Origin of the sequence: Gracilibacillus salinarum (assembly GCF_022919575.1) — a bacterium.
GTDB classification, from domain to species: Bacteria; Bacillota; Bacilli; order Bacillales; family Amphibacillaceae; genus Gracilibacillus; species Gracilibacillus salinarum.
In genome coordinates, this window is the sequence record NZ_CP095071.1 from 322,825 (window position 1) to 348,537 (window position 25,713).

23 protein-coding genes are annotated in these 25,713 nt (G+C 39.1%); all 23 read left to right on the plus strand.

The window, feature by feature from the left end; all coding sequences use genetic code 11:
* Nucleotides 1–35 precede the first annotated feature (35 nt).
* The 23 genes from MUN87_RS01575 to MUN87_RS01685 all read left to right on the plus strand — a co-directional run bounded on the left by MUN87_RS01575 (nt 36) and on the right by MUN87_RS01685 (nt 25,630).
* On the plus strand, nt 36–1,259 hold the full coding sequence (locus MUN87_RS01575) for a M16 family metallopeptidase (protein WP_244745707.1): 1,224 nt from the start codon (nt 36–38) through the stop codon (nt 1,257–1,259).
* 16 nt (nt 1,260–1,275) lie between these two features.
* Nucleotides 1,276–1,515, plus strand: a complete 240-nt coding sequence (locus tag MUN87_RS01580) for a YlmC/YmxH family sporulation protein (protein WP_244717390.1) — start codon at nt 1,276–1,278, stop codon at nt 1,513–1,515.
* Between the two features lie 1,039 nt (nt 1,516–2,554).
* On the plus strand, nt 2,555–3,433 hold the full coding sequence (dpaA, locus tag MUN87_RS01585) for a dipicolinic acid synthetase subunit A (protein WP_244745709.1): 879 nt from the start codon (nt 2,555–2,557) through the stop codon (nt 3,431–3,433).
* A gap of 102 nt (nt 3,434–3,535) precedes the next feature.
* A complete protein-coding gene (locus MUN87_RS01590) occupies nt 3,536–4,129 on the plus strand; it encodes a dipicolinate synthase subunit B (protein WP_244745711.1) in 594 nt (197 codons plus the stop codon).
* A 91-nt stretch (nt 4,130–4,220) separates the two neighbouring features.
* The gene (gene asd, locus MUN87_RS01595; RefSeq protein ID WP_244745713.1) at nt 4,221–5,273 is read left to right on the plus strand and encodes an aspartate-semialdehyde dehydrogenase; all 1,053 of its coding nucleotides are present in this window, start codon (nt 4,221–4,223) and stop codon (nt 5,271–5,273) included.
* 13 nt (nt 5,274–5,286) lie between these two features.
* On the plus strand, nt 5,287–6,501 hold the full coding sequence (dapG, locus tag MUN87_RS01600) for an aspartate kinase (protein WP_244745715.1): 1,215 nt from the start codon (nt 5,287–5,289) through the stop codon (nt 6,499–6,501).
* A gap of 174 nt (nt 6,502–6,675) precedes the next feature.
* Nucleotides 6,676–7,548 carry a 4-hydroxy-tetrahydrodipicolinate synthase gene (gene dapA, locus MUN87_RS01605; protein WP_244745717.1) on the plus strand — a complete coding sequence of 291 codons (873 nt, stop codon included), beginning with the start codon at nt 6,676–6,678 and terminating at the stop codon, nt 7,546–7,548.
* A 636-nt stretch (nt 7,549–8,184) separates the two neighbouring features.
* Nucleotides 8,185–8,901, plus strand: a complete 717-nt coding sequence (locus MUN87_RS01610; RefSeq protein WP_244745719.1) for a ClpP family protease — start codon at nt 8,185–8,187, stop codon at nt 8,899–8,901.
* Entirely contained in the window at nt 8,898–9,107 is a 210-nt protein-coding gene (locus tag MUN87_RS01615) for a YlzJ-like family protein (RefSeq protein ID WP_244745721.1), read from the plus strand. The genes MUN87_RS01610 and MUN87_RS01615 overlap by 4 nt, the downstream gene beginning before the upstream one ends.
* 155 nt (nt 9,108–9,262) lie before the next feature.
* Nucleotides 9,263–11,569 carry an FtsK/SpoIIIE family DNA translocase gene (locus tag MUN87_RS01620; RefSeq protein ID WP_244745723.1) on the plus strand — a complete coding sequence of 769 codons (2,307 nt, stop codon included), beginning with the start codon at nt 9,263–9,265 and terminating at the stop codon, nt 11,567–11,569.
* Between the two features lie 118 nt (nt 11,570–11,687).
* Entirely contained in the window at nt 11,688–12,410 is a 723-nt protein-coding gene (locus tag MUN87_RS01625) for a GntR family transcriptional regulator (RefSeq protein ID WP_244745724.1), read from the plus strand.
* Nucleotides 12,411–13,408: 998 nt separating this feature from the next.
* Nucleotides 13,409–14,692 carry an EF-P 5-aminopentanol modification-associated protein YfmF gene (yfmF, locus tag MUN87_RS01630; protein WP_244745727.1) on the plus strand — a complete coding sequence of 428 codons (1,284 nt, stop codon included), beginning with the start codon at nt 13,409–13,411 and terminating at the stop codon, nt 14,690–14,692.
* Nucleotides 14,682–15,968, plus strand: a complete 1,287-nt coding sequence (gene yfmH / locus MUN87_RS01635) for an EF-P 5-aminopentanol modification-associated protein YfmH (RefSeq protein ID WP_244745728.1) — start codon at nt 14,682–14,684, stop codon at nt 15,966–15,968. The genes yfmF and yfmH overlap by 11 nt, the downstream gene beginning before the upstream one ends.
* A 9-nt stretch (nt 15,969–15,977) precedes the next feature.
* Nucleotides 15,978–16,697, plus strand: a complete 720-nt coding sequence (ymfI, locus tag MUN87_RS01640; protein WP_244745730.1) for an elongation factor P 5-aminopentanone reductase — start codon at nt 15,978–15,980, stop codon at nt 16,695–16,697.
* A gap of 92 nt (nt 16,698–16,789) precedes the next feature.
* On the plus strand, nt 16,790–17,047 hold the full coding sequence (locus MUN87_RS01645; protein ID WP_244745732.1) for a DUF3243 domain-containing protein: 258 nt from the start codon (nt 16,790–16,792) through the stop codon (nt 17,045–17,047).
* A 256-nt stretch (nt 17,048–17,303) separates the two neighbouring features.
* Nucleotides 17,304–18,212, plus strand: coding sequence for a helix-turn-helix domain-containing protein (locus tag MUN87_RS01650; protein ID WP_244745733.1), 909 nt, complete (start codon nt 17,304–17,306; stop codon nt 18,210–18,212).
* Between the two features lie 67 nt (nt 18,213–18,279).
* Nucleotides 18,280–18,858, plus strand: coding sequence for a CDP-diacylglycerol--glycerol-3-phosphate 3-phosphatidyltransferase (pgsA, locus tag MUN87_RS01655; protein ID WP_244745735.1), 579 nt, complete (start codon nt 18,280–18,282; stop codon nt 18,856–18,858).
* Complete coding sequence (locus MUN87_RS01660; protein WP_244745737.1) at nt 18,858–20,105, plus strand: competence/damage-inducible protein A; 1,248 nt, start codon at nt 18,858–18,860, stop codon at nt 20,103–20,105. The genes pgsA and MUN87_RS01660 overlap by 1 nt, the downstream gene beginning before the upstream one ends.
* A 192-nt stretch (nt 20,106–20,297) precedes the next feature.
* Nucleotides 20,298–21,341, plus strand: a complete 1,044-nt coding sequence (gene recA / locus MUN87_RS01665) for a recombinase RecA (RefSeq protein WP_305037430.1) — start codon at nt 20,298–20,300, stop codon at nt 21,339–21,341.
* A gap of 273 nt (nt 21,342–21,614) precedes the next feature.
* Entirely contained in the window at nt 21,615–23,171 is a 1,557-nt protein-coding gene (gene rny, locus MUN87_RS01670; RefSeq protein WP_244745739.1) for a ribonuclease Y, read from the plus strand.
* Nucleotides 23,172–23,460: 289 nt separating this feature from the next.
* Nucleotides 23,461–24,258 (plus strand): 2',3'-cyclic-nucleotide 2'-phosphodiesterase, encoded by a 798-nt coding sequence (gene ymdB / locus MUN87_RS01675; protein ID WP_244745741.1) that lies wholly within the window; start codon nt 23,461–23,463, stop codon nt 24,256–24,258.
* A 124-nt stretch (nt 24,259–24,382) separates the two neighbouring features.
* Nucleotides 24,383–24,643 (plus strand): stage V sporulation protein S, encoded by a 261-nt coding sequence (locus MUN87_RS01680; protein ID WP_244717333.1) that lies wholly within the window; start codon nt 24,383–24,385, stop codon nt 24,641–24,643.
* Between the two features lie 102 nt (nt 24,644–24,745).
* On the plus strand, nt 24,746–25,630 hold the full coding sequence (locus MUN87_RS01685; protein WP_244745743.1) for a dipeptidase: 885 nt from the start codon (nt 24,746–24,748) through the stop codon (nt 25,628–25,630).
* The last annotated feature ends 83 nt before the right edge of the window (nt 25,631–25,713 follow it).

The following is a 25,713-nucleotide window of genomic DNA, read 5'->3' on the forward strand; positions in this document are numbered from 1 at the left end:
ACTATAGAAACACTAATGATATAGGAGGATTTCATTTGTTACATAGAAAGGAATGCAAGAATGGTTTGCGGATCGTATTGGAGCAAATTACAACAGTTCGGTCTATTACGATCGGTATATGGGTGAAAACAGGTTCACGTAACGAAACGGAAAGGTTGAATGGCATATCTCATTTTATTGAGCATATGTTGTTTAAAGGAACGAAAAATCGTACTCCACAGGAAATTGCTGAGGCGTTTGACGGAATAGGTGGAGAAATCAATGCATTCACGTCCAAAGAATATACATGTTATTATGCCAAAGTACTTGATACCCATCAAAATATGGCAATCGAGATTCTAGCAGACATGATTCTTCATTCGAATTTGGATTCAATCGAAATGGATAGGGAAAAGAAAGTGATCTTAGAAGAAATCAATATGACAGAAGATACACCAGACGACATCATCCATGACAAACTACACGAAATGATTTATCAAGATCATATGCTTGCTAAACCGATTCTCGGTTCGAAAGCAACAGTGGAGCAATTAACCAAGCAGCAATTATCCTGTTATATGCAGGAGCACTACCGTCCAGAGAATATAGTCGTTTCGATTGCTGGTAACACGGACCAAGATTATATGAATACCGTAGAGGAATATTTGCAATTTGAAACAAATCCGTTGACCAGAAATAAAGAGATGCTTATTTCGCCAGTTTTTCATACTGGTAATGCAAAGTTTCAAAAAGAGACGGAACAAGCACACCTTTGTATCGGCTTTAACGGAGTAGATGTGACAGATAAGTCAATACATGCAATGATGATCGTCAACAACGTATTAGGCGGTAGTATGAGTTCCAGATTGTTCCAGGAAATCCGTGAAAAAGATGGAATGGCGTACTCAATTTTTTCCTATCACAGTGCTTTTATCGACAGTGGTCTGTTAACGATTTATGCAGGAACATCTAAACATCAGTTGCAACAAGTGCAGGATAAAATTTTTTCTGTAACAGATCAGCTTAGAACTAATGGCCTGACCGAAAAGGAATGGGAAATCAGTAAGGAACAGCTGAAAGGTTTATATATGCTAAGTTTAGAAAGTACAAATAGTAAAATGAGCAGAAATGCAAGAAATGAGTTGTTGTTAGAGGATCATCCGTCCTTAGAACAAGTGATGAAGCAAATAGATCGTATACAGTTAGAAGACGTAGAGGCAATTCTTAACGGTTTGCAAGCTGATCAATCGGCTATCGCAGTTATTTCTCCTGATTTCTAGATTGGAGGTAAAGTAGATGCGTTTTAATGATTTGGGCAGTAAGGAATTAATTGATCTAACTACAGGTTCAAGATTAGGAGTATTAGGTCAGACAGATTTAGAGATAGATGAAAAAACAGGCCAAATACTATCTTTCACCATTCCGCAGTACAGTATGTTTGGTTTAAGAAAATCTGAATCGTATTCCCGAATTAAATGGAAACAAATCAAAAAAGTCGGGGATGATATGATCATCGTTCAAACAGATGAAGTGTAAAACGAAGCCATCACAGCTTCGTTTTTTTATTAAGCAAAGAAGGTATATAAGTACAGTCGTAGAAGTAATCATGCTGAATAGGAAGATGGAAGATAGGTTCCTATAATATGGATTATGTTAACTAAGGCTATATGGCAAAACGGTCATTTTGAAATATTTTATCTGCGTTGCAAAGCTCCGGAAATAGGCTCCGCGTCCTGTGGGCACGGCTTCAGCTAACTTAGGAAAGAAAATTCTTTTCTTTCCTAAGTGGATCTTCAGCTCGCGCTGATTCCACGGGAGTCTCCGCCTATTTCCTACGCTTTAGGGAAGTGCTACATCATATGGAACAGCTAAAAGCAGTGGATCTAGGCATTATGTTATTCATTCCATCCCTGTTATGTTTACATTGATCAATATGCTACCTCTTACAAAAGTTGTAGAGTCCATATCCTAGCGTAGGCCAACCACGGAGACTCCCGCGGGATTATGCAGGCGCTGAAGATCCACAACGTCTGCACCTGTGTCTTCTAGTAACGCTTCGAAGTAGGCTTCCTCGGTGCAAGGCAGCAAAGAAGTATTTCGAGTAGTAGCTTAGCTTCAGCCGTGCCCCGCAGGACGCGGAGTGGTTGGACGGAGCGGTATCCCAGCACATGAATCCTTTCAAAATTACTACTAAGCATAAAGCGGCTAGTTAACATAATCCATATTATAGGAAGTTGTTTATTAATGAAGTCAACTAGGACCGGGTGGTTTATGGCCGGTTTTTCTTATGTAAGCAAAGAAAGTATATAAGTACAGTTATAGTAGTAATCAGGCTGAAAAGGAAGCTTTAAATAAACTTCAGTTAAAAACAGTAAGCGAAAACCTGGTTTTGGATAGAAGATAGCCTTCTTATCGAGTGGCGTGATGAAAGCCAGTTGGAAGTGAATGAATAACATGTAACTGTAAGATCGTAATTTCTCTTCAAAACCTGTGATATATGCCCCTTCACTTCTGTACCGTGTTTACATATGATAAGTTAGGATTGGAATTGTATAGATAATGGTGAGGTGACAACATGCAAAAGAAAAAAAACATTGCAATTATTGGGGGCGATGCGCGCTATTTGCCTTTAATTCATGCGCTTAATAAGATAGATGAATTTAGAATTCAGATACTAGGTTTTGATCAGGTGGAGCAAAGTTATACGGGTGTCATGCAATCGACAATAGATAATCTAGTAACATCACAATTAGATGGTATTATATTACCGATAACCGGTATCGATGAAAATGGCTTTGTAGAAACAATGTTTTCTGGTGAGAAGATTCAATTGACGGAAGAATGGTTTAAATCATTACCATCCCACTGTAAAATATTCACCGGAATCACCACTTCGAAACTCGATAGCTATATTAATAACTATAACCTTTCCCTTGAAACACTAATGGATAGAGATGACGTCGCGATCTACAACTCGATTCCCACAGCAGAAGGAGCGATTATGCTCGCTATTAAACATACTGATTTCACAATTCATCATGCCGATGTATTTGTCTTTGGATTTGGTCGAGTAGGTCAGACTACTGCAAGCAGTTTTGCAGGACTTGGAGCGAATGTGTCCGTTATATCTAAAGATGAATCAGAACTGGCAAGGATTTACGAAAAAGGATGGCAACCATATCACTTGGAGCAAGTAGAGGATCATATGGATGATTGTCAGATATTAATCAATACTATTCCAGCAAAAATCGTCGATAAGAAATTGTTGGAGAAAATGAACAATCAAGCAATTATCATTGATTTGGCTTCTAAACCAGGAGGTATTGATTTTGATTTTGCCAAAACTAGGGGAATTGATGCTATCCATGCACTAGGCTTACCAGGAATGGTAGCTCCGAAAACCGCTGGTGAAATACTCGCTAATACCATCGCTAAATTACTATTTGCTTCCTGACAGTAACACCTAAACCTTCTGGGCATATACTGGGCATATATCGTAAGCCCATGTTTTTGCTGATGATTTTAGTATATTTAAATCAGTATAGGAGGTATTCAGGTGGATTTAAAAGGGAAAAAAATTGGTTTTGGTTTAACAGGATCTCATTGTACTTATGCAGCCGTCTTTCCACAAATGGAAAAATTAATCGAATTAGGGGCGGAAATTGTACCAGTAGTTTCGAATACATTTAAAGAAACGGATAGTAAATTCGGTAAAGCGGCAGATCATATGGATCGGATTCGTGAAATTACAGGTAGAGAACCAATTGCTACCATAGTTGATGCAGAGCCGCTAGGACCGATAGAACCTCTCGATTTGATGGTATTAGCTCCATTAACAGGTAATTCCATGAGCAGATTAGCAAACGCTATAACAGATGGTGCCGTTCTGATGGCAACCAAAGCAACTATCAGAAATGGCAATCCTGTTGTGATCGGTGTATCAACGAATGATGCTCTTGGACTGAATGGCGTCAACTTAATGAGATTGATGGCTACTAAGCTTATGTATTTTGTTCCTTTCGGTCAGGATGATCCCGTTAAGAAGCCAAATTCTATGGTGTCGGATATGACATTAATACCGGAGACAGTAAAAGAAGCCTTGGAATTCAAGCAGTTGCAGCCAGTAATTATTGAGCGAAACAAAAAGTAATATAGTGAAATAATTAAAGAAAAACGCAATATATGTTATGATTAACTAGTCAATCAAATAAACAGTAACGCAATGGAAGGGGACTAATAACATGACAACAGAACAACAATATAATGTAGCGGTGGTTGGAGCTACCGGTGCAGTAGGTGTAAAAATGTTAGAAACATTGGAGCAAAAGAACTTTCCTATTAAAGAATTACTTTTATTATCCTCCAAACGTTCTGCTGGAAAACAGGTAGAATATAAAGGGAATACGTATACAGTGCAGGAAGCAACACCTGAAAGCTTTGAAGGTGTAGATATTGCACTATTTTCTGCTGGGGGATCCGTATCTAAGAAACTAGCACCGGAAGCGGTAAAACGTGGAGCAGTAGTAGTAGATAATACGAGTGCTTACCGTATGGATCCTGAAGTACCATTAGTAGTACCGGAAGTCAACGAAGGTGATATCCAACAGCATAATGGAATTATTGCCAATCCGAATTGTTCAACAATCCAGATGGTGGCAGCATTAAAACCAGTTCAAGAACAATTTGGTTTATCCAGAGTGATTGTTTCCACTTATCAGGCTGTATCTGGTGCTGGGAACGAAGCAGTTGATGAACTTCGTAATCAGGCAAAATCTTTCTTAGAGGGCGAAGAAATGCAAGCGGATCTGTTACCAGTATCTGGTGAAAAGAAACATTATCCGATTGCGTTTAACGCTTTACCACAGATTGATGTTTTTCAAGAGAACGGCTATACTTTCGAAGAAATGAAAATGATCAATGAAACGAAAAAGATCATGCATGATGACGGCATTCAAGTGGCTGCTACCTGTGTACGTTTACCATTTTTTACTTCACATGCAGAAAGTGTCTATGTAGAAGTGAACAATGAAGGTGTGACAGCAGAACAATTAAAAGAAGCAATTAAGAATGCAGATGGCATCGTACTAGAAGATGATCCGGAAAATCAAGTTTATCCTACGCCATTGGAGGCAGCAGGTAAAAGTGATGTATTTGTTGGCCGTATCCGTAAAGACTTAGATAATGAGAAAGGATTCCATTTATGGGTTGTATCTGATAACTTATTAAAGGGTGCTGCCTGGAATTCTGTACAAATCGCTGAGTCTCTAATTAAAAATAACTGGCTAAGTAAGTAAAAGAGGTGTAAAAATGCGGGTATTGGTTCAAAAATTCGGTGGAACATCAGTAAAAGATAAAACAATGCGGGAACATGCCGTACATCATATTGAGGACGCATTACGAGAAGGCTTTAAAGTCGTAGTTGTTGTGTCAGCAATGGGACGTTTTCCAGACCCATATGCGACTGATTCATTATTATCCTTAATTGATGGAAATGACACTTCGTTAAGCAATAAAGAAAAGGATTTACTTTTGTCTTGTGGGGAGACCATCTCTGCCACGGTATTCTCGCATGAACTATTAAAACGAAACATTAATGCAGTAGGTATTACTGGTGGTGAAGCTGGAATCATCACGACAGACACTTTTACAAATGCCCAAATTAAAACGGTCGAATCCAATCATCTCTTTCAATTGTTGACTGATCATCAGGTAGTTGTCGTAGCCGGTTTTCAGGGAAGAACAGAGAACCATGAAGTGACAACCATTGGCAGGGGAGGTAGTGATACCTCTGCCACTGCATTGGGGGCAGCACTTGATGCGGAGTATGTTGATATTTTTACCGATGTAAATGGGATTATGACAGCTGATCCGCGTGTAGTTACAAACGCAAAAAGATTAGATGCTATTTCCTATACAGAAATTTGCAACCTGGCATATCAAGGTGCTAAAGTAATTCATCCGCGTGCTGTCGAAATTGCGATGCAAGCGAATGTGCCAATCCGGGTTCGTTCCACCATGCTTAGAGATAAAGGAACATTAATTACAAACCTGTCAGATTCCGAATATCCTGGTAGTGTACAGGATCGGCTTGTTACGGGTATTGCCTATGTTAATCATATTACGCAGATTAAGATAAAAGAATTAAAAGAACCACAACAAATTCATGTCAAAGTTTTTAAAGCAATGGCTGAAGCTGGTATATCGGTTGACTTTATCAATATTTCACCAAATGGTGTAATTTATACGATTTTTGAACGGGACGAAATACTTGCCAAAAAAGTTCTGGAGTCTCTCGGTTTACAGCCGGAGTTCAATAAAGACTGTGCCAAAGTATCTCTGGTAGGTGCAGGGATGTCAGGTGTACCTGGTGTCACGTCAAAAATTGTTCAAACGTTGACAAATAAAGATATTCCAATTTTGCAATCAGCCGATAGTCATCGGACTATTTGGGTGCTCATCCAAAGTAAACATTTGGAAAACGCCTTAAATGCATTGCATGTGGCATTTGATTTAGAAAATTAATTACGAAAATCTATTGATGAATTCGTTAATTCATGGCATAATTATCATCGCCATTTATATATAAAGAAGCCATTTAGTCCTAACATACAGCAAACGATACAGTAATATATCTGCTTTGAATCGTTAGTATTTGTAAAATTAGGTGAAGGAGATTGGAAAGGAGATGGTGACATTATGGATTTCGGAAGAATGTTAACCGCAATGGTGACCCCTTTTGATAAGCATAATCAAATTGATTTTAATATAACGACACAATTAGTGGAACATTTAATTGCGTCTGGTACGGATGGTCTTGTTGTCGCCGGAACTACAGGGGAATCCCCAACATTAAGCCACCAGGAAAAAATAGACTTGTTTAAACATGTCATTAAGGTCGTGGATGGTCGTGTACCGATTATTGCAGGTACCGGGAGCAATAATACACAGGCCTCGATTGAATTAACGAAAGAGGCAGAGCAATTAGGAGTAAACGGAGCGTTAATAGTAACACCTTACTATAACAAACCAAATCAGGAAGGATTGTATCAGCATTTTGCAGCGATTGCCGATCAAACCAAGCTGCCAATTATGCTTTATAACATTCCTTCACGAGCGGTTGTGCGACTGAACGTGGAGACGGTCGTTGCGCTTTCTCAAATAGATAATATTGTTTCTGTAAAGGATTCGACAGGTGATCTAGACAGTATCGCGTCTATTCTCAATCAAGTAGATGAAGACTTTACTGTCTACAGTGGCGATGATTCGTTAACACTGCCAATTCAATCAATCGGTGGAACAGGAATCGTATCTGTTTCTTCTCACATAATTGGGAAAGAAATGAAAGAGATGATTACGTTATATGAGCAAGGCAACGTAAAAGAAGCCGCTCAGCTTCACCGTCAATTGTTACCGATTATGCGTGCATTGTTCATGGCACCATCTCCTTCACCAGTCAAATCGGCTTTGAAATATAAAGATATTGATGTAGGTTCTGTTCGTTTGCCGTTAGTTCCTCTTTCGCCATTCGAGGAGCAGAATTTGTTCAGGGTTCTTGACTCTGTACAATAAAGCTGGTGTACCACAACTTCATATAAAATAAAAAAGAGCTTTCTCAGTTAAAGTGTTCCTTGCAACAGGACCTTTTAATTAGATTGCTCTTTTTTTTATAAGATACAATCAAAAAGGTAATCTCGTTGAACATGAAGTTGGGTTCTTATAATATGGGTTATGTTAAGTGGAACTGTATTAAAATGTAATATTGATATAGATTATTTGCTTAGCAAAGCTTCGACAATAGGCTCCACGTCCTGTGGGCACGGCTTCAGCTAGGCTGCTGCTTGAAAATCATCTGTGCTGCTTTGTGCCGAGGAAGCTTATTTCGGTCGTTACTGGCAGACGCAGGTACAAGCTAAGTGGATCTTCAGCTGTGCCCGCAGGACGCGAAGTGGTTGGCCGGAGCGGTATGCCAGCACACAAAACATTTCAAAATGACGACTTTAAAGCTAGTTAACACAATCCATATTATAGGAAGTAATTATTAATTAAGACAATTGGGATCGGCCGGTTTATGCCCGGTTTTGTTATATCCTGTGTATCAGTATATGTTTGTTTTGCATCATTCATGCTCCTTTTTCGATGGAACAGAATGAAATCGGACAGCTCGTTCATACTACATAGTAATATCGAGAAAAGGGGTAATTAGTTATGAACGAAAAACAATCACCGAATGAAAAAGAATCAACATCCTCCTCACTTGTGGAAAAAATCCAGCAGCTTGGTCAATCTTCGGTTCCCAATGCGCCGGACTCGAATATTCATGTATTATCCATCATCGGTCAAGTCGAAGGACATGTGCAATTACCACCGCAAAACAAAACAACTAAATATGAGCATCTAATCCCTCAAATCGTTGCGATTGAACAAAATCCCAAAATTGAAGGATTAGTAGTCATTCTTAATACAGTAGGTGGCGATGTGGAAGCAGGCTTAGCCTTATCGGAAATGATTGCATCCATATCTAAGCCAACTGTCTCAGTCGTGTTAGGTGGAGGGCATTCCATCGGTGTTCCAATTGCAGTGGCGACGGATTATTCTTTTATCGCACCATCTGCAACGATGACCATTCATCCGATCCGTTTAACGGGGCTGGTAATTGGTGTGCCGCAAACATTTGAATACATTGATAAAATGCAGGAACGTGTTATCCAATTTGTTACAAGTCACTCTAATATTAAAGAGGAAAAATTTAAGGATCTCATGTTCGATAAAGGTAATTTAACCAGAGATATTGGTACAAATGTCGTTGGAGCAGATGCCGTGGAATATGGATTAATAAACGAAGTCGGTGGTATTAGCGGTGCAATGTCCAAATTAAATGAATTAATTGAGCAAAATAAACAGTCACAGGAGATGATCCAGTGATTCTATACACACCACTTTCCTATGAAGATATACATCTGACAGAGGCTGATTATCAACAGTATGAACTTGTTACTTATCAGATGCGGCCATGCTATGCAGAACGATTGGAAAACGGAGATCTTCGACTTATCCAATTATTATCTACCGATCCCAGCGATTATCTGCATGAACAATTCCAACCAGGTAAAATAATTTCAACAAGCTAAAATAGGACAAATAGAATATTCGTTCTATTACCAAAACTATGCTATAATGGTAATGGTGATAGAAAAGAGAGCACCCTTGCTGAGTCAAACAAGCAAGGGTGTTTGATACATAATGACACTTGTTGGTTAGGTTTGAAATTTGGGGAGTGTATGAGATGGCTAAACGAAAAAAAAGGAAAAAAAAGCAATCGTTAAAAGCTAATATAAAAAAAGAGTTGATCGGTCTCTTATTTATTTTCCTAGCTATATTAGGCAGTGGTGCATCGCTGATTGATGAAGGGGCCGTTTCCTCTTTATTAGAAAACACCTTTCGTTTTTTCTTTGGAACCTGGTATTTTATAGTACCGCTGTTTTTCTTATTTTTAGGTTTATATGTGATGATTAAACGAATATGGCCCGAGCTTAAAACGAGGAAATGGGTGGGAACATTTCTAATACTGACAGGTCTGTTACTTTGGACACATACTTCAACAGTATTCCCTGAGAATAATTCATCGATCATCGGTACGTCCTTTACGTATTACACGGAATATTTGCAGGGACAGAGAAGTGAGGCATATTTAGGTGGAGGAATGTATGCTGCTGTTTTATTTGCAATCAGTTATTTCTTGTTTGCTAAAGCTGGCGCATATATATTAGCGTTTTTCTCCATGATTATCGGTGTCGTTATTTTCTCTAACCTCTCTTTGGGCGATGTTTTTGCAAAGGGTTTTCAAAGATTACGAGTCAGCTTGGTAAACAACAAAGAACGACTTTCTGATTGGTCAAGTAAACAGAAACAGCAAAAACTTGAAAAGAAAGATCAGGAATCTCCGAAAGAAGATGAACAACAACAGCACACAGAAGAAGATATGCCAGCCATCGCCTATGCGCAAGATGAACTGGAAGTAATCGAACCGGAACCGCCTAGCGTCCCAGATTCTGAACCGGATCAAGACAATAATAACAAACAGAATGTAGATGCACATGAAGAACAGTGGAGCACATCCTCGACATCGGAGGATTTACCAACAACGGAATTTGAGAATCAGGATTATCAGTTACCGACTATGAATATATTGGAGCTTCCGAAAAACTTTGGAAAACAACAAGATAAAACCTATATCCAACGAGTTGTCCGCAAACTAGAAAAAACATTCCAAAGTTTCGGAGTTAAAGCACGCGTAACAAAAGTACATGTCGGACCATCTGTAACAAAGTATGAAGTCTATCCGGAGGCAGGAGTGAAAGTAAGTAAGATTGTTAACCTTCACGATGACTTAGCATTAGCTCTAGCTGCCAAAGATATTCGAATCGAAGCACCAATTCCAGGCAAATCAGCTGTAGGTATTGAAGTGCCAAACGAAGAAACTGCCATGGTTACGTTGAGAGAAGTACTGGAATCGAAGAAAAATCAGGTGCAGAACAAACTTGGCTTTGCCTTAGGAAAGGATATAGCCGGTGATGCTGTTATAGCTGAGTTAAATAAAATGCCGCATATACTCGTTGCAGGTGCAACAGGAAGTGGTAAGAGTGTTTGTATTAATGGTATTATTACTAGTATTTTAATGAGGGCCAAGCCCCATGAAGTAAAAATGATGATGATTGATCCGAAAAAAGTGGAGTTGAATGTTTATAACGGAATTCCACACTTGCTGACGCCAGTCGTAACAGACCCTAAAAAAGCGTCTCGTGCATTAAAGAAAGTTGTTTCGGAAATGGAAAGAAGGTATGACTTATTTTCCGAAACAGGTACCCGAAATATTGAAGGTTATAATGAGTATGTTAAACGATATAATGCTGAGCAGGAAGAGCAGCAGCCTCAACTGCCGTATATTGTCGTCATTGTTGATGAGCTTGCTGACTTGATGATGGTTGCATCAAACGAAGTAGAGGATGCTATTACCCGATTAGCGCAAATGGCACGTGCGGCTGGTATTCACTTAATCATTGCTACCCAGCGTCCATCGGTAGATGTCATTACAGGTGTTATCAAAGCCAATATACCATCTCGAATCGCTTTTAGTGTATCTTCCCAAACGGATTCACGAACGATATTGGATTCGGGTGGTGCCGAGAAATTATTAGGACGAGGAGACATGCTCTTCATACCGGTTGGCTTATCCAAACCGGTCCGTATCCAAGGTGCCTTTCTGTCAGATGATGAAGTAGAACGAGTGGTTGATCATTGTGTCGAACAGCAAAAAGCGCAATATCAGGACGAGATGATTCCTGAAGAAGAGACAGAAGTTATGCAAGAAGTAGATGATGATGTCTATGATGATGCTGTTCAATTGGTATTAGAAATGCAGAGCGCCAGTGTATCCATGCTGCAACGTCGTTTCCGCATCGGATATACCAGGGCAGCACGCCTGATTGATGCCATGGAAGACAGAGGAATCGTTGGGCCGTATGAAGGTTCTAAACCAAGAACAGTCTTACAAAGTCAGCCAGCAGAAGATCAGCCAACCCATTCGACATAAAAAAATAGTTTCATCCAATTAATCAAAGTCAGAAATATTCTTTCTATTTTGAATTAAAAGTGTTATATTTATTTGTAATACAAAATTACATTGGATATAGAATGGGTTGGGGGACGCTATGATATCTAATTTAAATTCCGGTTCAGCAATTACTGTCGTACAGCATATTAAGAAGCTGATTGAAGATGGTTACTACAAAGAGAAAGAAAAATTACCAACAGAGTATGAATTAGCAAAAGATTTAGGTGTACCAAGAAAAGAAATACAGAAGGCTGTAGCGATATTAGAAGAAGAAAATATTCTTATTCGCCGGCCGGGAGTCGGTGTGTTTGTTCATGCTCAGCCAATTCTTTCCTCCGGGATTGAACAGCTGGGCAGTGTGACAGAAATGATTAAACAATCTGGTAAAAAGCCTGGTGTACAGTATATATCTGCTGAGCTTACCGAGCCGACAGATGAGGATAAGCGACGATTCGATCCTGTAGAAATTGAAAAATTTGCTCAACTGGAACGAGTCAGGACGGCTGACGGGGAGCCTGTGGTCTATTGTATCGACAGGATAGACCATCAAATTTTACCATTAGAACAAATTCAGCGGGAGGAATCTATCTTTCAGGCACTAAAGACATGTGCAAAGAAAGAAATTGATTATGCCATCGCTTATATTGAGCCTATTGGTTACCATGAACGAATCTCACCAATACTAAACTGCGAACCAGATCAAGCGCTGTTACTTTTGAGACAGATGCATTACACAAAGGATAATGAACCTGTTTTATATTCTGCTAACTTCTTTAGAGCGGATGTATTTAGTTTTTATGTTTTACGAAAAAGAATGTAGCCTGCACAAGGATAACAAAAAACCGAGCCAATTTTGGTCGGTTTTTTTAACAAGTATAAAAGTACTGACATAGAAGTAATCAATATTGAATAAGAAGATGAGGATCTTATAATATGGATTAAGTCAAATGGAACTGTATTACTAAATGGTCATTTTTCAAATATTTTATCTGCTCAGCAAAGCTCCAGAAATAAGCTCCGCGTGCTGTGGGCACGGTTTCAGCTAGGCTACTACTTGAACAGCATCTTTGCTGCCTTGTGCCGAGGAAGCCCACTTCGAAGCAATGCTTGCAGACACAGGCACAAATGAAGTGGATCTTCAGCTCGCGCTGAGGCATGAGGAGTCTCCGCCTATTTCCTACGCTTAAGGGAAGTGCTACAACGTATGGAACAGCTAAAAGCAGTGGTTCTAGGCATTGCGTTATTCATTCAATTCCTGTTATATATGAATGCGGTCAATATGCTAGCAATTCCAAAAGTTGTAGAGCCCCCATCCAAGCGTAGGCCAACCACGTAGACTCCCGCGGGACTGGCAGGTGCTGGAGATCCACAACGTCTGCACCTGTGTCTACCAGTAATGCTTCGAAGTAGGCTTCCTCGATGCAAGGCAGCAAAGAAGTAACTCGAGTAGTAACCTAGCTTCAGCCGTGCCCCGCAGGACGCGAAGTGGTTGGCTGAAGCGGTATCCTAGCACATTAAATAGCTCAATATGGATGCTCAGCTAGCAATGGCTAGTTAACATAATCCATATTATAGGAAGTTGAATTAGGACAGGGCCGGTTATGTCGAGTTTTTCTTAATCTATAAGTACGATCATAGAAGTAATCATGCTGAACATGCAGATAGATTATGTATCTTTGTTAACTGGTTCATCTCTTACGGTTAGTCCGTTGTCCGAGTCTGCGCGAAATATTAAACACGACAGGCTTGTCAATTAGCATAATACTTAGTATTTTTGATAGAATATACAAGAGACTATAATGACAAAGGGGTTTAGTTATGACAGATACAATCGAAAAGATTATCCCGAAAGATGGTTATGATTTACATTTACTACATACAAAGAAGTTCAAGACTATTCACGTATCACTAAAGTTCACTTCCAAATTAACGAGAGAACATGTAACCAAAAGAGCACTGTTACCTTATGTACTCCAGCAAGGAACAAGTCGCTATCCTACAGCTATCCAGCTGAGACAGCACTTAGACGAGTTGTATGGCACCGTATTGTCTATTGACAGCAGTAAAAAGGGAGAACACCACATCCTTACGATCCGTTTAGAGTTGCCAAATGAACAATATATCGCTGGATCAGAGAATTTACTTGAAGAAGCAATTGCTTTTCTTAAGGAAGTCATCTACCACCCTAAGGCAGATGCACAAGCTTTTGACTCGAACATCGTTGCAAGAGAAAAACAAACCTTATTAAGTAAAATCGAGGCTTTGAAAGAAGATAAAATGAGTTATGCAAACACACGAATGATCGAAGAAATGTGCAAAGAGGAAGCGTATCATCTGCGGGTGCATGGTTATGAAGAAGATCTGGATCAGATTACTGCGGAAGACCTTTTTGCATACTATCAGGACATTTTAAACCAGGATCATTTGGATGTATTTGTTGTCGGCGATATCAATGATTTACAGATTGAAGATCGAATGTCCTCATTGATTACAGATCGAAAGCAATGCAAGATCGAAGATAGTCCTGTTTTGACGACGGTAAATGATCAGACACTTGTAGAATCGGATGATATTCAGCAGGCAAAATTACATTTTGGTTATCGTACTGGTATTACCTACAGCGATCCGGCATATGCGTCCTTACATGTATTCAATGGTTTATTTGGCGGATTCCCGAGCTCTAAATTGTTTATGAATGTTCGGGAAAAGCACAGTCTGGCCTATTATGCAGCATCTAGAATAGAAAGTCATAAGGGCTTGATGTTTGTGTTTAGCGGAATTGCTCCGGATCAATATCAAAAGGCTAAAGACATTATTCTCGAACAAATGGAAGACATGAGAGCAGGAGATTTTACAGACAATCAACTGGCTGAAACGAAAGAAATGACTATCAATCAATTGCGTGAAACACTTGATAACCCTCAAGGGATGATTGAACTGCACTATCAACGTGTATTAGCACAATCTAAACTCTCTCCGGAACAATTATTGAACGACGTGAAGGCTGTGACGAGAGAGCAAGTAGTGCAGGTTGCACAAAAGATTGAATTAGATATGATTTACTTGTTAACAAGCAAGGAGGCAGAACAAAATGAAGCATAAACAGTATCAGCAAATTGCCGAATCCATTTATCAAGAAACTTTACCGAATGGATTGCGTGTTTTTATCTTGCCAAAGAAGGAAATGGCAAAGACTTTCGCAATCTTTACGACCGATTATGGCTCTATAGATCAAAGCTTCGTACCGTTGAATCAACAGGATATTCAAACAGTACCTGACGGAATCGCACACTTTCTGGAGCATAAATTATTTGAAAAAGAAGACCGCGATGTGTTTCAAGACTTTTCAAAGCTCGGTGCATCGGCTAATGCATTTACTTCTTTTACGAAAACGGCTTATTTATTTTCCGCTACTTCAAAGATAAAGGAAAATTTAACAACATTAATTGACTTTGTTCAAGATCCTTATTTTTCTGAACAGTCGGTTGAGAAGGAAAAAGGCATTATCGGACAGGAAATTAATATGTATGATGACCAGCCAGACTGGCGTGCCTTCTTCGGTACAATCAAAAGCTTGTATCATAAACATCCTGTTCAAATTGACATCGCAGGTACAATTGAATCGATTGCAGACATAACAAAAGATGATTTGTATACTTGTTACCATACATTTTATCACCCGAGTAACATGGTGTTATTCGTAGCGGGTAATGTGGATGCAGAAGAGACCATGACCTTGATTAAAAACAACCAGGACCAAAAGACGTTTGCTGCGCCAAGCCCGATTACGAGAAAATTTCCTGATGAGCCTGTTGCGGTTGCGGAGAAAGAACAAACGATTCATATGCCAGTAGCCGTTCCGAAAGCTCTAGTCGGAATTAAAGAGGCCATTATTCCGAAAGAGCCTAAAGCCTTTATGAAAAAAGAGTGGATGATGGATATCGTGATGGATTATTTATTTTCTAGAAGTGGAACAGCATATGAGCGATTATACAATGAAGGTTTAATTGACCAATCATTCAGCAGTGAATCGCATTTGGAGCGTAATTTTGGATTTAGCATCATCGGTGGAAATTCGAAGAACCCGGATAAATTGGCAGAGTTCATAAAAGATGAATTGCTGCAGTTGTCAAGCAATCCCATTGACCAGCAAGGTTTTGAACGGATTAAAAAGAAAAAGATCGGTCAATTATTACGGGCAATGAATTCTTTGGAATTTATTGCTAATCAATACTCCCATTATCAATTGTTAGGGATCGACTTTTTTGAAAGTGTCGAATGGCTGGAACAATTAACCTATGAAGAAACGGTCGAATTCACAAAAAATTGGATTGATGACGCACAACTTTCCACTTGCTTTGTGAAACCGAACGAATAGAGTTCGACCATGGAGAAACAAACAATGATCACGGGTGCCAGCGGGGAAATAGGCGCAGCTATTGCAATGAAGCTAGCTAGTGAGGGTCACCAGCTGTTCCTTCATTACAACCAGAATAATGCAGCTATCGAAGAATTGTCTCAGCAGTTACCAGAGGACTGTATAAAGGGTGTCATCCAGGCTGATTTATCAAGCGGTGACGGCTTACGCAATTTTCTGGAACAGATACCAAATGAGATTACTCACCTGGTCATGACAAGTGGTGCAGCTTATTACGGATTATTCCAGGATATGAAGGATGAGGAAATGGATGCTATGCTCCATCTCCATGTTACTTCACCTTGGAAGATTACGCGTGCGATCATACCAGAAATGATTCGACGGAAGTGTGGTAACATTATACTGATAACCTCCATTTGGGGACAACAAGGTGCCAGCTGTGAAGTGGCCTATTCTTCGGTGAAAGGCGCACAGAATACCTTTATTAAAGCTTTGGCAAAAGAATTGGGACCAAGTCAAATTTACGTGAATGGTGTCAGTCCTGGCTTTATTGACACAAGAATGAATCATCATTTAACAGACACCGAAAAACAACAACTTGTCGAGGATATACCGCTGCAGAGAGCTGGTCTGCCGGAAGATGTTGCCGGAGCAGTCAGCTTCTTATGCAGTGATCAATCTTCTTATATTCAAGGAGAAGTAATAGGTGTGAACGGTGCATTTAGTTAGTTTCTTCTTTATCATTTTGTCTCTAATCGTGTGCATAATTTTCGAGCTAAAATCGAATGCTAATCATGTATGCTGATAAAGGAGGAATGAACATGTCTGTTATTGATAATTTTGATTCATGGAAAGACTTTCTAGGTGATCGTTTGCATGATGCACAAAATAATGGTATCAGTAATGCTGCTATTTCAGAACTTGCCTATGATATTGGGAGCTATTTATCAACAGAAGTGCAAGCGAAAAACGATCAGGAAAAAATGCTGCGTGACCTATGGAATGCGGCGGATCAAAAAGAACAGCATGCCATTGCTAACATTATGGTAAAGCTTGTTCAAAACGAAGGTTCAAAATAATTTAGCGGTTGGCCCTATAAATCATTTATGTTAATGGTTTATAGGGTTTTTTACTTAATGGATAAGTGTGCCTTATTTAAATTTCCTTTTCGATATAATATCACTTTTCAATTGGAATATTTTAAGATATGATAAGAATATATTGTTTTAATTTTGAAACAAATGGAATATACGATACGTCATATATATGGTAGAAGAATCGAAAGAAACTTACTTAGCTTAATTTTGACAAATGATTTTATGGATGGTGTTACATATGGGTATTGGAGAAAGATTAAAAGAGGAACGAGAACGGCAGAAGATGACATTACAAGATGTCCAAACCATGACGAAAATTCAAGTACGGTATTTAGATGCAATTGAACAGGAACGGTTTAACGTTATGCCTGGTTCTTTTTATGTACGGGCCTTTATCAAAGAATACGCAACGATATTAGGATTAAATCCAGATGAGTTAATGGAAGAATATAAAAGTGATTTACCTTTTGATCAAGAAGAACAAGTTGTCCTTTCACGTGTAAATAGCAGTAAAAAGAACAGTACTTCAGTGAAAACCCCAGCTGTTTTTTCGTTTTTGCCGAGTGTGATTGTGGTATTGTTAATTATCGGTATTGTCCTGATGGTATGGCTGTTTAGACAGGGCATTTTTGGGGGAGAGGATGATAATAACAGTACTCCTGCAGATAATAATGATAATAATGCAGGTGAAGAGGTAGAGCTTCCTCCGACTCAGGAAGGCAACGAAGGGAACAATGGTGAAAACCAAGACCAAAGCAATAGTGAAGAGGATACAAGCCAGGAAGACAATCAAGGTGATGAAACGGAAGCTGATGAGCCGTCAACTGATATTGTTTTAGACAATTATGAAAATAATGAAAGTAACTATACGATCACAACTTCAGAAGAGGAGCTTACTCTGGAAATCACTTCAAATAATAGAAACTGGTTAGAGATTGAGGATCAAAGTGGTGAGAGTTATTATACTAGTACATTAACTGAAGATGCTGGACCTGTGGAAGTAGATATATCAGATTTCGAGGAGCTTTATTTGCGATTTGGTGCACCTGAAGCTATTAATATTAGTATCAATGGCAAACAGATTTCGTTATCCGAAGATATTCAAGCTGGTGTGCAAGAAGCATGGTTTACGATTGAAAAACAATAACAACATGATCAACCCTCTTTTTCTCTTAATAAAGAGGGTTTGCTTTTACACATAAGGAGTGAAGAAAATGAATATACCTAACAAAATTACACTATCACGAATTTTATTAATCCCTATTTTTATATTGCTATTATCTTATCCATTTGAATGGGGGATTTGGGAAGTCGCAGATCAGTCAATTCCGATTTCGCACCTCGTAGCAGTTATCATTTTTGCCATTGCTTCAGCTACCGACTGGTTAGATGGTTATTATGCAAGGAAATATCAACTCGTAACGAACTTAGGGAAGTTCCTTGATCCTATGGCGGATAAATTATTAGTTTCTGCTGCATTTATTCTCTTAGTAGAACTGGGAATTGCACCTGCCTGGATCGTGATTATTATTATCAGTCGTGAATTCGCTGTTACCGGTTTACGATTAGTCGCAGCTGGCGAGGGTGTAGTATTAGCAGCAGGGCAGCTTGGTAAATTAAAGACAGTCTTTCAGATATTAGCTATAATCGTATTATTACTGCATAATGTCCCGTTTTCTGCTGTTGACATGCCAATTGATATGATTTTATTGTACGTTGCGCTAATCTTTACTATTGTTTCTGGCGTGGAATATTTTGTGAAAAACTGGCATGTGATGGGGGATTCGAAATAATGACAGAAGTAAAGGCAGAATTGATATCTGTAGGTACAGAGTTATTGTTAGGGCAAATTGTTAATACGAATGCTGCCTGGTTATCTGAACAGCTGGCGGATAAAGGAATCTCCGTCTATTATCACACGGTTGTCGGGGATAATTTATCCAGGCTGACTAATGTACTTAAAGAAGCAGAGAAGCGATCAGATCTTATTTTAATCACTGGTGGACTTGGTCCGACTGAGGATGATATGACCAGAGAAGCCTTTCATAATCTCACAGGGCTGGAAATTGTCGAGGATCAGTCCACGATAGACAAAATGGAAGCATTTTTCACGAAAAACAATCGGGTGATGACACCGAATAATCGTAAGCAGGCTCATGTTTTTGAAGGGGCAAAGGTTTTGCGTAATTCGGTCGGAATCGCCCCGGGTATCATTGTCGAACACGAGCGGACTAATTGGGTGTTCATGCCTGGTGTGCCGAGAGAAATGAAGGCGATTATGGGAGAAGAAGTATTACCTTACTTACAAGATAAACTACAGTTAAATACGGTAATCTTCTCAAGAATGCTTCGCTTTATCGGTATAGGAGAGTCACAATTGGAACATGAACTGCGTGATCTCATTTCAGCGCAAACCAATCCGACAATTGCTCCATTAGCTTCTGAAGGGGAAGTAGCTTTAAGACTTACAGCAAGAGCAAGCAGTAATGCTGAAGCTGAGCAATTGATTGACGAAGTGGAATCACATATTTCCAAAAGAGTGGGACAATATTTGTATGGATATGATGAAGTTAACATTGCCCAGCAAGTATTTTTACAGCTGAAACAACAGAACTTGAATATTGCTAGTGCAGAAAGTCTGACAGGTGGTGCGTTTGCTTCCAGTATTGTTGAAGAGAGTGGTGCATCAGCTGTTTTTAATGGTGCTGCAGTCGTCTATCAATCATTAACGAAAGAAGCAACATTAAACATTGACCATAACTTGTTAGCAGTACATGGTACTGTGAGTAGACAGTGTGCGGAAGCGATGGCTGAGAAGGTCAAATTTCTCTATCAATCGGATATAGGGATTAGCTTTACTGGAGTAGCTGGTCCTGATGAATTAGAGGGCCAGCCGGTCGGAACTGTTTATATATCGATTTGTGATAAGAACAATCAATTTCTTACAGAACGTTTTCAATTTAAAGGAAACCGGCAAACGATACGAAGTCGTGCTGTAAAAAAAGGATATGAACTGCTCTTTTACCATCTGCAAACATGAAACAAACTTTTTTGTAGCTAAGAAAAAGCATTTTTCCTATCAATTATAAGTGGAAGAATGCTTTTTCTCCGTCAAAAATCAGAATTTCGGTCAATTAATTTTGAAAAAAACGGGAACATTTATTCGTTTTTTACTTGTGAAAAACGATAAAAGATTGTAAGATAGAGTTAGCAATATGAAGGAGGAATAATTGTGAGTGATAGAAAACAGGCCTTGGATATGGCGTTAAAACAAATTGAAAAACAGTTCGGTAAAGGTTCAATTATGAAGCTTGGTGAGCAAGCGGAACAAAAGATTGCAACCTCTTCTAGTGGTTCAATTGCTGTCGATGTTGCTTTAGGAGTTGGCGGTTACCCGCGGGGCCGAATTGTTGAAATATATGGTCCGGAATCTTCTGGTAAAACAACGGTTTCTTTACATGCCATTGCCGAAGCGCAACGTGCAGGTGGACAGGCTGCTTTTATCGATGCAGAACATGCGCTTGATCCGGTTTATGCAAGAAGACTAGGCGTTAATGTTGATGAACTACTACTATCTCAGCCGGATACGGGAGAACAGGCTTTGGAAATTGCTGAAGCACTTGTTCGAAGTGGTGCGGTTGATATGCTTGTTATTGACTCGGTAGCAGCGTTAGTACCTAAAGCAGAAATTGAAGGGGAAATGGGTGATGCGCACGTCGGACTTCAAGCCCGTTTAATGTCTCAGGCATTACGTAAATTGTCTGGTGCTATTAATAAATCCAAAACCACTGCGATTTTCATTAACCAAATTCGTGAAAAAGTCGGTGTAATGTTCGGTAACCCTGAAACAACGCCAGGTGGTAGAGCTCTTAAATTCTATTCGTCTGTTCGTCTGGAAGTTAGACGTGCCGAAACCCTAAAAGTAGGTAATGAAATGGTCGGAAACAGAACAAGAATTAAAGTTGTCAAAAATAAAGTGGCACCACCTTTCAAACAAGCAGAAGTAGATATCATGTATGGCGAAGGTATTTCACGTCCAGGTGAGATATTAGATATTGGTTCGGACTTGGACATTGTCGTCAAAAGTGGTGCTTGGTATTCGTATAATGATGAAAGACTTGGTCAAGGACGGGAAAATGCGAAGCAATTCCTGAAAGAACGTCCTGAAGTATTAAACGAAATCTATCAGGCGATTCGTGTACATTACGATATCGGCGATGCAAATGAGGAAGCGGATGAGAATAAAGAACTGCAAGATAGCTTGCTAGAGGAATAATAAAAAAACCGCAGTCGTTTATCGGCTGCGGTTTTTTGCTGATAAAACTGCAACCGCGTACATAAGGACGGATCCCATACTTGATCATCTTTTTGTATGTTCTCACAAATAGAATGCAAAATCTTTACAATCCTTGACATCCTTGTCATAGAAGATTAAAATTAACATGTATAATTAAAACATACTATTATACAGTTATTTATTTTTATGCGTATTATTGTACATGCCGACTTAAAACAGTTGTACAAGTTTATAGCAAGAGGAGGTGAAAGTATGGACTATAACATTGTCATCTCCATTTTGCTTACATTTGTCGGTATTGTTGTTGGTTATCTGATTCGAAAACAAATTGCTGAGAAGAAGATTTCGAGTGCAGAAGAATTAGCAAAACAAATTGTAGAAGAGGGCTATAAAAACGCTGAGGTTGCAAAGAAAGAAGCATTACTGGAAGCAAAAGACGAAAACCACAAAATTCGTCAACAAGCTGATGAAGAGCTCAGAGAACGTCGGGCAGAGATTCAAAAGCTTGAAAGTCGTCTCATGCAAAAGGAAGAAAATCTTAATCGTAAAGACCAGACACTGGACAAGCGTGAGCTATTGCTAGAGAAAAAAGAAGGTTCGCTGACAGAAAAACAACAACAAATTGAAGAAATGGAAAGCAAAGTTGGAGAAATGTTAAGCGAGCAAGAAGCAGAATTAGAACGGATTTCAGGATACACAACAGAACAAGCAAAACAAATTATCTTACAGCGTGTCGAAGAAGAAGTCACACATGAATCAGCAATGATCATAAAAGAGGCTGAAAATCGTGCAAAAGAGGAAGCTGATAAGAAAGCTAAAAATATTTTATCGCTTGCTTTGCAACGTTGTGCCGCTGATCACGTCGCTGAAACGACTGTTTCCGTTGTCAATCTTCCGAATGATGAGATGAAAGGTCGAATAATTGGTCGAGAAGGTCGAAATATTCGAACTTTAGAAACACTGACAGGTATTGATTTAATCATTGATGATACACCAGAAGCAGTTATCTTATCTGGTTTCGATCCAATTCGTCGGGAAATTGCTCGAATTGCGCTTGAGAAACTTGTGCAGGATGGGCGAATTCACCCAGCAAGAATTGAAGAAATGGTGGACAAATCGAGACGTGAGGTCGATGAATATATTCGTGAATTTGGAGAGCAGACAACATTTGAAATAGGCGTTCATGGTCTTCATCCTGATTTAGTGAAGATATTAGGACGATTAAGATATCGAACAAGCTATGGACAGAATGTATTAAAACACTCTACAGAAGTGGCTTACTTATCCGGTCTATTAGCTGCTGAGCTCGGAGAAGATCAAACACTTGCTAGACGTGCCGGTTTATTACACGATATTGGTAAGGCTATCGACCATGAAGTGGAAGGTAGTCACGTTGAAATCGGTAAAGAGCTAGCGACGAAATACAAGGAAAACGATGTAGTAATCAATGCCATTGCTTCTCACCATGGTGATGAAGAAGCGACATCTGTTATTTCAGTAATTGTCGCTGCCGCGGATGCATTATCTGCTGCAAGACCTGGAGCGAGAAGTGAGACACTTGAAAACTATATTAAGCGATTAGAAAAGCTGGAAGAGATCTCTGAGTCATACGCTGGCGTTGAGAAATCTTTTGCTATTCAAGCTGGTAGAGAAATCCGCATTATCGTGAAGCCAGATGAAATTGATGATGCAGAATCAACCAAAATCGCACGCGATATTCGAAAACGTATAGAAGATGAACTGGATTATCCAGGACATATCAAAGTAACCGTTATTCGAGAAACTCGTTCAGTTGAATATGCAAAATAGAGAGACTAGGTCCTAGTCTCTCTATTTTTTGTTGTAAGAAATAGCAGAGAGAATTTCCCTAAAGCGTAGGAAACAGGTGGAGACTCCCGTGGAAATGAGCGTGAGCTTATTTCCGGAGCTTTGTTACGCAGATGAAATCTATCAAAATCACCACCAAGTCAGACAACAGATCCACTATACATAATCCATATGATAGGATGTTGCACACATACGTCGCATATGCAATTTTTGACTTTTGAAACATTGTATGCAAGACTATGGGTACTATAATAGAAAGGTAGAACACTTCATGAAGATTTTATTTATAGGTGATGTTGTAGGCTCACCAGGAAGAACGATGGTACAAGAATACTTACCTAAACTAAAAGCGAAATACCAGCCGCATGTCACGATTATCAATGGTGAAAATGCTGCAGCTGGAAAAGGTATAACGGAAAAAATTTATAAAAGTTTGTTGGAAACTGGAGCACAAGCGTTAACAATGGGAAACCATACATGGGATAAACGAGAAATTTTTAATTTTATTGATGATGCCACTTATATGGTTCGTCCAGGAAATTTACCTCCAGATACACCAGGTAAAGAGATTGTCTATATTAAATCGAATGGCAAAGAAATTGCAGTCATTAATTTATTAGGCCGAACATTTATGCAACCCGTTGACGATCCTTTCCGCAAATTGGATCAATTGATTCAGGAAGCAAAAAAACGTACAAACCTTATATTTGTTGATTTTCATGCCGAAGCTACTAGTGAGAAGCAGGCATTTGGCTGGTATGCCGATGGAAAGGCGAGCGTTGTCGTAGGTACGCATACTCATGTTCAAACGGCCGATAACCGAATACTACCAGGTGGTACAGCATATATCACAGATGTTGGTATGACAGGACCATATGATGAAATATTAGGTATGGAAAGAGAAGCTGTTATCAAAAAATTTCTAACAGGATTACCTGTTCGGTTCGAAGTGCCTAAAACGGGACGCTCTCAATTAAGTGGTGTTTTGATTGATGTTGATACCACGACAGGCAAAGCAAAACAAATCGACCGTATCTTGATAAATGATGATCATCCATTCTTTTCTTAAGCCTTGATACTACCGAATAATTTGAAATTTTGTCCATTATCCTTCATAATAAAATGGAATATCTTTCATTATCATGAATATAGTAAAAGTGGGATAACAATAGCATTTGAAGGAGGTACCAGGAATGGATATATTAAAAGTTTCAGCAAAATCGAATCCGAATTCTGTAGCAGGCGCACTTGCAAATGTATTACGAGAACGTGGTTCAGCGGAAATCCAGGCAATAGGTGCTGGTGCACTTAATCAAGCAGTGAAGGCAGTTGCGATCGCACGTGGCTTTGTTGCTCCGAGTGGAGTCGATCTCATTTGTATTCCAGCTTTTACGGATATTATCATTGATAATGAAGAAAGAACAGCTATTAAACTGATTGTTGAACCAAGGTAATAAGTAATATAGTAACCTGTTTGTTTTTTAACAAACAGGTTTTTATGTATTCTACTAACAGAGGTGTAGAAGATGCTCATAGATTGCCATTGTGATGCGTTAATGAAAATGTGGTTACACGATACCGATTTTCTGGATCAGCGTTTACATGTCAATTACCAGAAATGGATGAACAGTCCGGCACAAGTGCAATGTTTCGCTATTTATATTCCAGAACATGTGCCTACAGAGGCTAAATTCACGGTTGCTATACATATGATTGATATATTTTATGAGAGAATTATTAAGCCTTACCGAAATATTCACTTGATACAGTCGGTGACAGATGTTGAATCTTTGCTGCCACACGAAAAAGGTGCATTACTCACGCTAGAAGGCTTAGATTGCATCGGTTATGAATTGTATAAACTTCGAACCTTGATACGGCTGGGTGTGAAAATGGTCGGAATGTCCTGGAATAATCCTAATTTGGCTGTAGATGGGATTGGTGAACCGCGTGGTTGTGGACTAACCGATTTCGGCAGGGAAGTTATTGAACTTGCCAACCAAACAAACACTTGGGTAGATCTTGCGCATATATCAGAACATGGATTTGATGAAGCGGTCGAACTAGCAAATCACGTTATTGTGTCTCATGGCAATAGTAGGTCGATTATGCCGCACCAACGTAATTTAACGGACCAGCAAATAAAAGCGATTGTTGCTAAAGATGGGTTGATTGGTCTGACATTTGTAAGATATTTTGTTGCAAATAAATTTGATGTAAATATAGATGATCTCTTTAAGCATATCCGTTATTTTTTGCAATTAGGTTGTGAGAACCATCTCGTCTTCGGTTCTGATTTTGATGGCACAGATCAATTAATTGACCGGGTAAACTCTATTGAAGATTATCGCTTTCTACAAGAGAAAATGACACAAGCTTTCCCTAATGGGATCAACAAAAAAATACAATTTCAGAACTTTCTAGCTCATTTCCCTAACTAAATACAAAAATTCGAGAAATACGCTTTGTATTTCATTGTTTTATCCCCTATAATAGATGAAGTAGTTTTATCTTTTGTTGGATT

Bases quoted from the DNA above. Each gene is read 5' to 3' on its own strand.
- rny (WP_244745739.1), top strand. From the start codon at position 21,615: ATGGACTATAACATTGTCATCTCCATTTTGCTTACATTTGTCGGTATT.
- MUN87_RS01580 (WP_244717390.1), top strand. From the start codon at position 1,276: ATGCGTTTTAATGATTTGGGCAGTAAGGAATTAATTGATCTAACTACA.
- ymfI (WP_244745730.1), top strand. From the start codon at position 15,978: ATGGAGAAACAAACAATGATCACGGGTGCCAGCGGGGAAATAGGCGCA.
- MUN87_RS01680 (WP_244717333.1), top strand. From the start codon at position 24,383: ATGGATATATTAAAAGTTTCAGCAAAATCGAATCCGAATTCTGTAGCA.
- MUN87_RS01625 (WP_244745724.1), top strand. From the start codon at position 11,688: ATGATATCTAATTTAAATTCCGGTTCAGCAATTACTGTCGTACAGCAT.
- MUN87_RS01650 (WP_244745733.1), top strand. From the start codon at position 17,304: ATGGGTATTGGAGAAAGATTAAAAGAGGAACGAGAACGGCAGAAGATG.
- pgsA (WP_244745735.1), top strand. From the start codon at position 18,280: ATGAATATACCTAACAAAATTACACTATCACGAATTTTATTAATCCCT.
- MUN87_RS01645 (WP_244745732.1), top strand. From the start codon at position 16,790: ATGTCTGTTATTGATAATTTTGATTCATGGAAAGACTTTCTAGGTGAT.
- dapG (WP_244745715.1), top strand. From the start codon at position 5,287: ATGCGGGTATTGGTTCAAAAATTCGGTGGAACATCAGTAAAAGATAAA.
- MUN87_RS01660 (WP_244745737.1), top strand. From the start codon at position 18,858: ATGACAGAAGTAAAGGCAGAATTGATATCTGTAGGTACAGAGTTATTG.
- yfmF (WP_244745727.1), top strand. From the start codon at position 13,409: ATGACAGATACAATCGAAAAGATTATCCCGAAAGATGGTTATGATTTA.
- asd (WP_244745713.1), top strand. From the start codon at position 4,221: ATGACAACAGAACAACAATATAATGTAGCGGTGGTTGGAGCTACCGGT.
- ymdB (WP_244745741.1), top strand. From the start codon at position 23,461: ATGAAGATTTTATTTATAGGTGATGTTGTAGGCTCACCAGGAAGAACG.
- yfmH (WP_244745728.1), top strand. From the start codon at position 14,682: ATGAAGCATAAACAGTATCAGCAAATTGCCGAATCCATTTATCAAGAA.
- dapA (WP_244745717.1), top strand. From the start codon at position 6,676: ATGGATTTCGGAAGAATGTTAACCGCAATGGTGACCCCTTTTGATAAG.
- MUN87_RS01610 (WP_244745719.1), top strand. From the start codon at position 8,185: ATGAACGAAAAACAATCACCGAATGAAAAAGAATCAACATCCTCCTCA.
- MUN87_RS01620 (WP_244745723.1), top strand. From the start codon at position 9,263: ATGGCTAAACGAAAAAAAAGGAAAAAAAAGCAATCGTTAAAAGCTAAT.
- MUN87_RS01685 (WP_244745743.1), top strand. From the start codon at position 24,746: ATGAAAATGTGGTTACACGATACCGATTTTCTGGATCAGCGTTTACAT.
- dpaA (WP_244745709.1), top strand. From the start codon at position 2,555: ATGCAAAAGAAAAAAAACATTGCAATTATTGGGGGCGATGCGCGCTAT.